We start from the raw sequence: 11,828 nt of genomic DNA, 5'->3' as shown, positions 1-11,828 counted from the left end.
CTGGCCTGCATTATGCTTTGTGACTCTTGCCAAGCGCAGCTATAAGCGGTTATCGAGCGTCCCGCTTAGCATCAAGCAAATTGCATGGAGGTCATGATGAATACTCAGAACTCGACTCAAGTACGCTGGTCTATTCGATTATTCGATAGCGCCATTGCGATGCTGGCCTTATTGCTCTGCTCACCTTTTATTCTTGTGGTTTACCTTTACCGCAAGTCACAGGGACAAAGTGTATTCGAACGTGTGTATGTGCATGGTGGCCGTAATCAAATTGGTCTGTGGCAATTTGCCTACCAAGGCGCAGGATATCGTCTCCCCCAACTGTTTAATTTACTCAAAGGAGATATCGGCCTATTAGGTGTTGAAGCCCAATTTGCCTTCACGCCTTTAGTCGATTTACCTCAAGTTAATCGTATTGATCGAGTGGGTATATTTTCCATCAGTGCTATGCAGCGCCGAATGGGGATTGACTTTGAATCCAGTGAGAAAAGCTTAAACATCGCCTATTCGAGCTTAAGCCGTTACTTCTTTGCGCTGCTAAGCGCTATTTTGAATAGCCTTTTGACCTCTGCTTCACGCTCCCACACTAACCAAGTCACGATTTTTGGCGTGACCATGCGTAACCTCAGCATGACAGGCATGCTCGACATGCTAGTACAACAAGCACAGCACCCAAAACACCACTTAACCCCATTTTCCTTTGTGAATGCCGACTGTTTAAACAAAGCCTATTGCGATCCCCAGTACCATCAGATTTTGAATCAATGTGAAGCCGTTTTTGCCGATGGCATAGGGGTACGTATGGCTTGCCGCTGGCAAGGCGTGGATCTCAGGGGCAATTTAAATGGCACAGATATGTTGCCACTCTTATGTGAGCGCCTGATTGCAGCCAATCTGTCTCTCTATCTGCTGGGCGGCGCGCCAGAAGTCGCCCACCAAGCCGCCGAACAGCTTCAGTGTCGTTTCCCACAATTAAAAATTGCAGGCACCCACCATGGTTATTTCCATGAGGCAGATACCAAGCAAGTGATTAAAAAGATTAATCAATCTGGCGCTGCCGTGCTGTTGGTGGCCATGGGCGCCCCTAAACAAGAGCTATGGTTGAATCAATATCAAGCAAAACTTACTCCTGCGGTCGGTATTGGTGTGGGCGGACTGTTCGACTTTTACTCCAATCGTATTAGCCGCGCGCCACTTTGGTTAAGGCAAATTGGCATGGAGTGGATCTGGCGCTTAATGCAAGAGCCCAAGAGAATGTGGCGCCGCTACATTATCGGTAATCCCCTGTTTTTATATCGGGTATTCAAAGAACTGCGTGCTAACGCCAGCCTTAATGCAAAGACTCAAGCTGACGTACAACAAACACCCGCTACGCCCCAGTTTCCTAACTTAAGTGACTCAGGCTCACTGAAACGCTGCAAACGCATCCGCTTGCATCTGCTATTGAACCGCATCGTTAAACGTTGCCTCGATATCTTAGTCGCGGCCATCGCCATACTGTTACTATCGCCTCTACTGTTGATCGTTGCACTGCTTATTCGATTGGAATCCCCAGGCGCCGTGCTGTTTTGCCAGCAGCGCGTCGGCAAGTGGAATCAACCTTTTACCATGTGGAAATTCCGCTCCATGTATCAGGACGCCGAAACGCGACTGGCCAGCTTACAACAGGCGAACGAAATGCAAGGCGGCGTCCTATTTAAGATGAAACAGGACCCCAGGATCACCCGTGTCGGTCAATTTATCCGTAAAACCTCCATCGATGAGCTGCCACAGCTATGGAATGTACTCAAGGGCGAGATGTCACTGGTTGGCCCGCGCCCCGCGCTACCACGAGAAGTCGCGCAATACAGTCCAAGCGATCGCCGCCGCTTAGAAGTTAAACCCGGCATAACCTGCATCTGGCAAGTATCGGGTCGCTCCGACATTCCCTTCGACCGTCAGGTTGAGTTGGATGTGGATTATATCTACCAACAATCCTTAATGGCGGATCTGTCCTTGCTTATCAAGACCATACCCGCCGTGATTTTCAGCCGTGGTGCCTACTAAGGGGGTTACTATGCAAGCCATTATTTTCGCCAATCGCCATGGACACGAACTGACACCGCTGGATAAACAATACTGCCCAGCATTACTCCCCATGGGAAACCGTGCCCTGATTGAATACACCCTAGAAGATGTCGCCAATGCCGGGATTGTTGAGGTAAAACTGATTATCTCAAGCCATGCCAAAGAACTCGAAGCGCATCTTGGCGATGGTAGCCGTTGGGGATTAAAGATTGATTACTTCCTCAGCAGAGAACAAGAGTCTGTCAACTGCGTGATGTCACGACTAAAACTCGATTTCGAACAAGATTATCTCGTTGTAAGGGGCGATATGCTGCGCTCCCCCTGCATTAAACGCTTTATCGATTACAGCCTAAAGCGACCTTTACACTTAGTGTTACCCATAATGGCCGACTGCAATCCTGGTATGCTGCTATTGCCTAGCGCCTGTAACCATCTGTATCTCCTCGATTGGCCCTTAGAACGAGATCCAACGGTCACTAATGCCATGATGGAACCGCTACCTGGGCAGTGCGCCATGTTGGACTCCTTCGAATCCTATCTTAATGCCAATTTAGCCATAGGCGATGGCAGCTTTACTGGACTATCTCCTTCTGGTCGCCCCACTCCCAGTGGCCGACATGCCAAGTTTTTTCACCTAGGGGCTAAGGCGCAAACGGGCAAATTGGACCAACATGCCGCCTGGGGCGCGATTGGAGAGCAAACCTGGATAGCCCCCGATGTGGATATGCACGATCAACTGATCATTGGCGATCAATGTGTTATCGAGAAAAACTGCCGTTTGAGTAACAGCGTGATCCTGACGAACAGCTTTGTCGGTGAAGGACTGAATGTCGATAACTGTATTATCAGTAAAAATCTGCTGATCAATGTCGGATTTAACACTGCCATCGAAGTTGATGACCCTAGGCTTATCGCCTCAACCGAGCAGAATTTACACGCCCATGTACCTTGCTCGAGTCGGCTTATGGCTTTGATATTGCTTGGCTTAACTTTACCCTTCTGGCCATTACTCTGGCTGTGGAGCTTATGCCATTCATCAACTCTAGGCCAGTCTAGACCAGCAGTGAGTATTGCGTATCAGCCCATTAAGCTGTTGCGCGTTAATTTGCCGCCATCAGGCATGGGATTATCGCTGCTACCACAGCTTTATCAAGTATGTTTGGGGCGATTATTCCTGCTAGGCAGTCAATCCCCTGAGATGCATTCAGCATCCGAGCTTAGCGAAGCTACGCCACTATATGGCGTTTACGGTCCGCTGCAACTGCTTGGCGCCGAACTGCCAGAGGAAGAACAAGGGCTGATTGAGCAGGAGTTTCTTAGCAAGCCTAAGGCATCGCAATGTTATCAAGTGATCAAACTGTGCTTTCAATTAGTTTCAAAATCAGTGGCTTCAACACGCTCTGCCACGCCCAAACAGCCCAGCACAAATCAACTTAGTGCAAGCCAGCCAGATATCGCCAATGAATGGGGGAACGGACAATGAAAACCATCATCACTTATGGCACCTACGACTTATTCCACTATGGTCATGTGAGATTGTTTCAGCGCTTAAAAGCCATGGGCGATAAGCTGATCGTCGGCGTATCGACCGATGAGTTTAATGCGCTTAAGGGCAAAGCAGCCTTTTTCAACTATCAACAGCGCGCCGAAATGGTGGCCGCCTGTAAGTACGTCGATTTAGTGATCCCCGAGACACACTGGCAGCAAAAACCTCAGGATATTGTGGCGTTAGATATCGACATCTTCGGCATGGGCGACGACTGGCAAGGCAAATTTGATTACCTCGGCACCCTTTGTCAGGTGATTTACTTAGGCCGAACCGAAGCGATTTCAACCACGGAAATCAAAACCAATCTGGCTATGCCACACACTAAGGTGGCGCTAGCGATTCCCCAATTGATTAAGTAAGGCCGAGATTGAAGGAAATCATCGAAATCAAAGGGTAAGTGAGGGATATCATGGGCACAAATCTAGCATTAGCCTTACTGAAGAAATGCATTTTCACCCTCTCTTGGTTAGTACCAAGAAACGCTAACAAGGCGGTATTAGGTTGCTACAAGAACCGTTTTGCTGACAATAGCAAATACCTGTTTTTGCATTGGCAGCAGACGCACTTTATGCAAACCATTTGGATAAGCGGCGATAAAGCCCTTATCCATGCCCTCAGGCAACAAGGCTATACCGCCCATTCGCGCTGGAGCCTGCTGGGCATTTACCATGCGCTCACGGCCAAATACTATGTGTACAATAGTTATATTGGCGATATTAATCAGTGGCTTGCAGCAGGCGCGATTCGTATCAATCTCTGGCATGGCTCGCCACTTAAAAAAATCGAGTTTGATATCACCACAGGGCCATTGGCCCCCAAGTATCAAACCCAGTCCCTTTGGCAAGCTGGGCTGCAGGCGCTGCGTTATCATCAGGAATATGTCCGTCCGAGTTTGATGCTAAGCCCAAGCCCATTGGTCGGTGAGAGTTTCCGACGCGCCTTTCGGTTAAAAGAAGATTCCCTGCTATCAAGCACTAATCCGCGCACCGATTACTATCTGCGTTACCCAGAGCAACGCCAAACGTTGCCCTTAAAGGCGGATGCGACGGCCTATCGCCGAGTGATTCTCTACGCCCCTTCTTGGCGGGATGCCCTATGGCAAAATAGTCAGAATGTAGCTTCACATTCGACCCCACATTTAACGGGAGGTCATAGCGATTCGCCCTACCAAGCCGCCTTTGACTGGCAAAGCCTGTCCCAACATTTAGTCGATACAGATACCTTGTTACTGTTACGCCTGCATCCCAATGAACGCCACTACGCAGCGCAGTTTTGTGCCTATCCCAATGTACTCGATATCAGCGATTGGGACAATATTTATGGGATTTTGCATCGTGTCGACCTGCTGATCACCGATTATTCGTCGTTATTTATCGATGTACTGCCACTTGAGATCCCTGTCCTCTTCTACCGTTTTGACCATGAGCAGTATCTCAACCAAAGCCGTGATTGCTACGATATAGGTCAAGATCCGCTCAGTATTGGCCAGGTCGCCTATCAATTCGATGACTTATTGGCACTGCTGCAAGAGATGAGTCACCTTAACGCCAAACCCCAGCCCTGCGAGGCTTACAAACAATTACAGCGTTTGTATTGGTCGCAGCATGCTATGGGTTCATCAGCAGACAGTTTAGCGACTGATGGTTTGTCTATTGATGGTGTATCTATGGTTTGTGTATCTATGGTTGGTATATCTATGAATGAAAGGCATGATGATAGTTTTGCGCGCTTAGAACGGCATCTGCGCCAAGGGCAAACTCAGTCGTATAAGTTGGCCTTTGGCACTGATATCAAGCCTCAAATATGAAAGTTCAGATATTAAGGCTCTGGTATAAAGCCATTTATAAGAAGGTGTCTTTAAACCAATCCCAGATCCCGAGTGAGATTTCGGGTAATAAATCGATACCGAGCGCCGATTTAAGCAGATATAACAGCAACAGGCCAAACAAGGTACACAGCAAGATAAAAGCAATAAAGAACAGGCTAAACATAACCAAGGAGAAGCGTTTTTCTCGGCGTGTATAAGCGCGTCTGTTTTTGCCTAAAAGAAATACATAATAAAAGCGCCATTTAATAAAAGGCAGCGCAAACGTACCCCGGTTATCAATAAAGTGTTTACCCCAAGTTCTATCTCCCAAGGCAACACGTATCCCCATTAATTGTTCTTTTGTATAACTGTCGGCAACGTGTGGCGGTAATTTGGCCAATAACTTGAGAATGGTCGGCTCCTGTTTAATCTTATCTAACGTTTCTTGATCCCATGGCTCAAATTCATTCATGCCCTATTTCAACCCGATATTGATTGTTTCTCAACAGATTATAGTCAACAAATTAAGCCGTTTAGAGATATCTCCATCAATCATTCGGTGGATATTCCCGCGCTATTCAGCTCAGGTTAACCGCGACGAAGCTATCATAACGCCAGAAATTCACGCATCGCTTAAGTTTTAAAAGCTATTATTTTCATGACGTTGTAGGAAAATCCGATCTTTTTTGAAAAAATTTTCAAAAAGATTAACCCTTTTTTGCTATTACTACGTTTACAAAGATAAGAATACAGCAAATGATGGTACAACCATCTGTGCTAGGCCTTATCAACATCACTAGGAGACTATTATGAAATTGACTCACTTATTTAACACTGCGGCACTTCCCCTTGCCTTTGCATTACTGTCTTTTAATGCCGCAGCAGTGAGCCCACCACATCCAACGGGATTAAATGCACCTATGATCAGTGTCGCGAGTTTCAACCATAAAAATTATGCCGAGCAAGAAGCCACGAAAATGTTTCCAGCGCCTGAGGCGGGTATGGTGCAACATATTTTGACCTTACCTAAACTCGAAAATGAAGACGACTACATGGTCGAAATCCAAATTGGCCAAACCCAATTAGTCGACTGTAATAAGCATGGTCTGAACGGCGAGTTAAAAGAACTCTCGGTTAAGGGCTGGGGTTATAGCTATTATCAAGTGTCAGAAGTATCTGAAGGCCCAAGCACTATGATGGCCTGTTTAGAGATGGCGAAAAAAGAAGCCTTTGTCCGCATTCCAGGTGAACTTAAAATGCGTTACGACAGCCGTTTGCCTAAGGTATTTTATCTACCAGAAGGCACAGAGCTGCGCTTTAGAACCTGGAAAGTCGATTCAACATATCACTACGCTAAATAAACGCGCCTCAATATTAGTTGTTTATTTAATGGTATTACTGCGGTGATATAAAGGGCATATCTTACAAGATATGCCCTTTTTTTTCAGCAAGCTGCGTCAGCTAACTGCGCTAATTTAGCTTTAATTTCTGCATATCTGAGGTGTTCGCAGCGACCAAAACCTGATAATTTCCGTACTTGTAAGCGAGTAAACAGCGGTAATGTCATGCCGGCCATAAAACGGCATTGAGTATCTAAGGATAATGAAGCTAAACCTTTCGACCCCGCCGTACGCTTCAGTTCATGCAAATCGGCCTTAAGCTGCGCATCATCAGGCCACTTTGGCACTTCGGAATACGCCAATTTAGCCAATTGGCCGCGGCATACACTGCAATGACCACAGGATTGAGGCGCGGCATTATCATCAAAATAGCGGGCCAAATTGTAATTTAAGCAAGTTGTTAGCTCAAAAAATCGCACTAACTGGGCAATACGGGCGACTTCTTTCGCTTCTTTGTCGGTAAAGTATTGATGGAGCTCATCGGCTAAATGCCCCTGTGCTAACACCTCAGCATTCACTTGATAGACATCCGTTACTCGCTTAGCTTCCAATTCGATAAGCTGTTGACTGGCAAGATATTCTAATGCCGCTAATACTCGAGTACGTTCCGCACCTGTGGCTTGGTAGAGCGCGGAAAAATCTAAACTGCCCCATACTCGTTTCATCTGAGTATGGGTAAAGATGTCATTTAAAAATGCCTGACGCTCGGGGGAAAACTGGCTCAAGATCTGCGCCTGTGGCTCAATAAAACGGTAACTGATATCGGCGTAATAAGCATAAAGCGGCTTAATCACGCCCATCATTTCAAGCTGAACTAGCAAGGTTTTAAGTGGGAGCTGCCTGATATTACTCACATTTGATAGCTGATGAAGTTGCAACTCCCAACGTCCGTTATGGGTTTCTTCGCGAATGTTATCGATAACGGCTGCAATACTGGCCAGTTCCGGCGTATCACCGTAAACAAAATTTTCGACCGTGTTTATGCCATCTAAATTCGCCAAGGTCACACAATGTGACAACAGGCCATCCCTTCCTGCACGGCCAATTTCTTGGCAATAATTCTCAATGGATTTAGGCAGATCGTAGTGAACCACAAAGCGAATATTGCTTTTGTCTATGCCCATACCAAAGGCGATAGTCGCAACCACGATGCGGATCTTACCTTGCATAAAATCCTGCTGAATTTGCTGACGTTTTTCATCCTCAAACCCCGCATGATAGGCACTCGCATCAAAGCCCATTTGGCAAAGTTTCGCGGCAACATCCTCCGCAGTATGCTGCAAAGTCACATACACAATCCCCGTACCAGTAAAGAGATTAAGTTGTTGTTGCAGTGCTGTCAGTTTATGTTGGCTTGCCACAGGCAAGACGGTCAAGTCGAGGTTTGAACGATAAAAACCTGTTTGAACAATATGTTGTGGCTTGATATCGAAACGCGCCGCCATATCCAGTTTCACTTTGCGTGTCGCGGTCGCCGTGAGTAACAGCACCAATGGAATTGCTAATTCACGGCGATAATCGGGAAGCTTTAAATAGTCGGGGCGAAAATTATGTCCCCATTCCGAGATACAGTGTGCTTCATCAACAACCAACATAGATATAGGAATTGATTGAATAAATTGCCTAAAGCGCTCATTTTTAAAACGTTCAACCGATACCATCAGGAGTTTTAACTCGCCATAACGAGCATCACGCATGACCTGTTGGGTTAATTCAGGCGTTAAGGTTGAGTCGATACTTGCCGCTTTAATGCCCTTCTCATGCAGGAAACTCAGTTGATCTTTGATCAACGCCAGTAAGGGTGACACCACTAAGGTTAGATGGGGAAGTTGCAGAGCAGTAAATTGGTAACAGAGTGATTTTCCTGAGCCGGTGGGGAAAATAGCAAGGCTCGAATGGCCCGACAACAACTGCGAGACAACCTCATGTTGCCCTTGCCTGAACCCATCAAAACCAAACTGTTGCTGTAATAAAGATGCATAATCCGTAGCGTTAGCTGACGGCGATATTGAATAAGACATAAACAAATCCTTATGCCACCACAAGGGTGGAGGCGGTGGCGACCACGCAAACAGATGAATGGGCGAGTGAATGCGAGTAAGCGGGTCGCTATGATTTTCTAGCTAAATATAAATTGATAAAGGCGGTGAGTTTGTCATTGAAGGCTTCTTCAAAGACATCAACATCTTGACCTAAGGTATTGAAATACTGTGTCACTTGCGCGCGAGATAAACTTTTGTTGGCGATACTGTATTCCATTTCTGGCAGTGTTTTATCATAACGGGGCACTAGCGTCCAAGTCACCATATCGGCGGCAAAATGCTTCATCGCTTGCTGTGCTAAGGCACAAAAAGCTTCAATATGCTCACGCCCATCCGGTCCCAAACACCCTGGTTCGACGCGGCAAAGAACGGCAACAGTTCTATGCTGTGACATGCTATTCCCTGTATAAAACTCATCAAAAATAGAAAGTTACAAAAGAGGTGGCGGAAGCGAATAAGCTATATTCACGCTTAAGCTCTCTCTTTGAGTGTATGTGACACCCGCAAGAAGTCACGTACGCTAAGGTTAAAAATCACACACAAATATTTTAAACCTGACTATCCTCTTCAGCCATGGCAGCTACGGCCGCGGCATGTTCCGATAATAACGTATCGAGCGCTTGATCAAAACTGTCCAAACGTTCGAGTTCCATATAACGCTTCAAACGTAAAATAATATCTTTACTGACTTCGATATGGGATTTCTTCTGGCGCTTTTTAATTTGTGAAAGTTCTTTTCGCACCATGCGCCAGCCCAAATCACTGAAATATTGATTCAGCATTCGATTTACAGATTGCAGTTGTTGGTCAACGGGCTGATTTTTTTTACGCAGTTGAACCAGTAAATTTAAATTAGCAATTAATTCGGTATAACTGGATTGAGACTGATTTAACTGAAACCACTCTGCCCGCTCAGTGACACTTTCGGGATGAACCATGCGATAAATTAACGGCAGGGCAAACACTAATTCAGATTTATCTAACAGTAATAATTTTCGGCCCGCGGTAGGTACGGCATGATGATATTCCCATAGCGTGTTTGTCGTCATTGGTATCGTTTTAGACTTTCTAATAATGGTTTATGAATAGACTCATAATACCGACAAACAGTATAGATTAAAAGAATGGTTACACCATTTTATGAGTTCATTTTTACAGCACAAGGTTAAACGCGCCACTTCACAAACAAACGAGATGGAGCTCGCACTTCTCTTGTCCTCTAATCCCCTGTTTTAGCATGGCCAAATCGATATCAGTTTTGCATCAGCAAAATCATAAGTTAAATTTTTCTGCTACTTTTCAACTTTATAAAATGGTTAAACCATCTTTTAAAAATAAAGCTATTCACCTACACAGTTAGCCGACCAGAGAAATAACTACAGGTTATTTTATCGCCAATTTTAACTCGCACAGCCGTAATTGACGAAATAACAACCAATAAACCAAGCTCATCTTTATCGCTTATTAACCTCTTATCTGAGTCCACCTTATACATTTAATTCGTATTGAGCCCGCCTTGCCAACGCCTCTATCTTAAATGATGCTTTCTTTTTGACCGATACGATTAATTAAAATACAAACAACAGCACTACCAGTGATAATGACGATTATCACTGGTAGATAAAGGCTGGTTTTACGTATAATTGCGCCAGTTTTATCGGCCGTAAAATACTCCCATGTCTAAATCGATTATCCATTATTCCACAGGTGGAAGTGCTCCTAGCCGTTCCTCTGACATGGCATCGAATATCACAGCAAGCGATAAACAAATAGATTCGCCATTTTTTGAGGAAAGCTCACTGCCCCAATCGGTTCACAGTGATTTTTTTAACGCGGCCGCCGAAACAGAATACGAAATCTCCATCAATACCCGTCGGGTTTATCGGACCAGCTTTGGCCTATTTGAGCAATATTGCGCGACGCATCAGCTGCAGTCCTTACCCGCCGATCCGCGCAGTATTATTTCTTTTATCGGTCATCAAAAAGAATTGCTCCAAGCAAGCAGTGGGACTCAGCTTTCAAAGCAAACCTTAACGACTCGGCTAGCCGCGATCCGTTACTATCATATCCAAGCAGGATTTCCATCCCCCACCGAACACCCACTGGTGATCCGTGTGATGCGCGGCCTGAGTCGTAATCACCATAGGCAAGTCCAAGATTATGATCAGCAACCAATCATGTACGATGAGGTCGAGCTATTGATCCAAGCAATAGAGCAACAACCCCATCCACTGCTGCGCTCAAGGGATAAGGCCATTATTCAACTTGGACTACAAGGCGGATTTCGCCGCTCAGAATTGGCCAATTTAAAAGTACAATATTTAAGTTTTATGCGGGATAAATTGAAAGTACGGCTGCCTTTTTCGAAAAGCAATCAGCAGGGATTAAGGGAATGGAAGAATTTACCCGACTCGGAACCCTTTGCCGCCTATAATGCCGTCAAGGACTGGTTAAATGAAAGTAAAATTACCGAAGGTCATTTATTTCGCTCAATTTCTCGAGATGGAAAAACCTTAAGGCCTTATCAAATCAGTGATAATGTCACATCTAAATCATCACTCATTCGAAATAGTGGATTTTTAAACGGTGACGATATTTATCGGATCATTAAGCAATATTGTCTAAAGGCAGGTTTACCAGCGCAATATTATGGCGCCCACAGTTTGCGCAGTGGATGCGTTACACAACTACATGAAAACAATAAAGATACCTTGTACATCATGGCAAGAACAGGACATACGGATCCACGCTCATTACGCCATTACCTCAAGCCAAAAGAAGATTAACCACAGCATTAGCACTTAATTAATAACACTGTTTTTAATATTTATGTTAAGAATAATTTTATTTTTAAGATATTTTTAATAAAAAATAAAATTTATTATATTGCAGTATTACTGTCATATAAACTCAGCTTTAGTGTCATATTGCTACTTTAGGCTTAGCTTCGAAATTTAATTCTT

10 protein-coding genes are annotated in these 11,828 nt (G+C 45.1%); 6 read left to right on the top strand and 4 right to left on the bottom strand.

All coding sequences use genetic code 11. From position 1 onward, the window contains the following. Positions 1–96: 96 nt before the first annotated feature. Genes SHEWANA3_RS23900 through SHEWANA3_RS10530 form a run of 4 tightly spaced genes read left to right on the top strand, consistent with a single transcriptional unit; the run spans position 97 to position 5,423 of the window. Positions 97–2,046: an exopolysaccharide biosynthesis polyprenyl glycosylphosphotransferase gene (locus tag SHEWANA3_RS23900; protein ID WP_011716995.1), complete on the top strand. Its 1,950-nt coding sequence runs from the start codon at positions 97–99 to the stop codon at positions 2,044–2,046. Between the two features lie 10 nt (positions 2,047–2,056). Continuing rightward, complete coding sequence (locus tag SHEWANA3_RS10540) at positions 2,057–3,550, top strand: NDP-sugar synthase (protein WP_011716994.1); 1,494 nt, start codon at positions 2,057–2,059, stop codon at positions 3,548–3,550. Then, positions 3,547–3,975: a glycerol-3-phosphate cytidylyltransferase gene (gene tagD, locus SHEWANA3_RS10535; protein WP_011716993.1), complete on the top strand. Its 429-nt coding sequence runs from the start codon at positions 3,547–3,549 to the stop codon at positions 3,973–3,975. The genes SHEWANA3_RS10540 and tagD overlap by 4 nt, the downstream gene beginning before the upstream one ends. Before the next feature lie 50 nt (positions 3,976–4,025). Continuing rightward, positions 4,026–5,423, top strand: coding sequence for a CDP-glycerol glycerophosphotransferase family protein (locus SHEWANA3_RS10530; protein ID WP_011716992.1), 1,398 nt, complete (start codon positions 4,026–4,028; stop codon positions 5,421–5,423). 34 nt (positions 5,424–5,457) lie between these two features. Here the strand turns inward: SHEWANA3_RS10530 and SHEWANA3_RS10525 are convergent, their stop codons facing one another. After that, positions 5,458–5,895 carry a hypothetical protein gene (locus SHEWANA3_RS10525; protein WP_011716991.1) on the bottom strand — a complete coding sequence of 146 codons (438 nt, stop codon included), beginning with the start codon at positions 5,893–5,895 and terminating at the stop codon, positions 5,458–5,460. 337 nt (positions 5,896–6,232) lie between these two features. Here SHEWANA3_RS10525 and eco point away from each other — a divergent pair, with 337 nt between their 5' ends. Beyond that, positions 6,233–6,784 (top strand): serine protease inhibitor ecotin, encoded by a 552-nt coding sequence (gene eco, locus SHEWANA3_RS10520; RefSeq protein WP_011716990.1) that lies wholly within the window; start codon positions 6,233–6,235, stop codon positions 6,782–6,784. Positions 6,785–6,867: 83 nt separating this feature from the next. Here the strand turns inward: eco and SHEWANA3_RS10515 are convergent, their stop codons facing one another. From SHEWANA3_RS10515 to SHEWANA3_RS10505, 3 genes are all read right to left on the bottom strand, one after another. Further along, positions 6,868–8,844 (bottom strand): RecQ family ATP-dependent DNA helicase, encoded by a 1,977-nt coding sequence (locus SHEWANA3_RS10515; RefSeq protein WP_011716989.1) that lies wholly within the window; start codon positions 8,842–8,844, stop codon positions 6,868–6,870. Between the two features lie 88 nt (positions 8,845–8,932). Continuing rightward, a complete protein-coding gene (locus SHEWANA3_RS10510) occupies positions 8,933–9,259 on the bottom strand; it encodes a hypothetical protein (protein ID WP_011716988.1) in 327 nt (108 codons plus the stop codon). A gap of 154 nt (positions 9,260–9,413) precedes the next feature. Beyond that, positions 9,414–9,914: a hypothetical protein gene (locus SHEWANA3_RS10505; protein WP_011716987.1), complete on the bottom strand. Its 501-nt coding sequence runs from the start codon at positions 9,912–9,914 to the stop codon at positions 9,414–9,416. A 687-nt stretch (positions 9,915–10,601) separates the two neighbouring features. Between SHEWANA3_RS10505 and SHEWANA3_RS10500 the strand changes: the two genes are divergently transcribed. After that, on the top strand, positions 10,602–11,651 hold the full coding sequence (locus SHEWANA3_RS10500; protein WP_041412626.1) for a tyrosine-type recombinase/integrase: 1,050 nt from the start codon (positions 10,602–10,604) through the stop codon (positions 11,649–11,651). The last annotated feature ends 177 nt before the right edge of the window (positions 11,652–11,828 follow it).

The organism is Shewanella sp. ANA-3, from assembly GCF_000203935.1.
In the GTDB taxonomy this organism is placed as follows: Bacteria; Pseudomonadota; Gammaproteobacteria; order Enterobacterales; family Shewanellaceae; genus Shewanella.
Note: the sequence above shows the minus strand (reverse complement) of the source record. Positions and strands in the feature narration are given on the sequence as shown.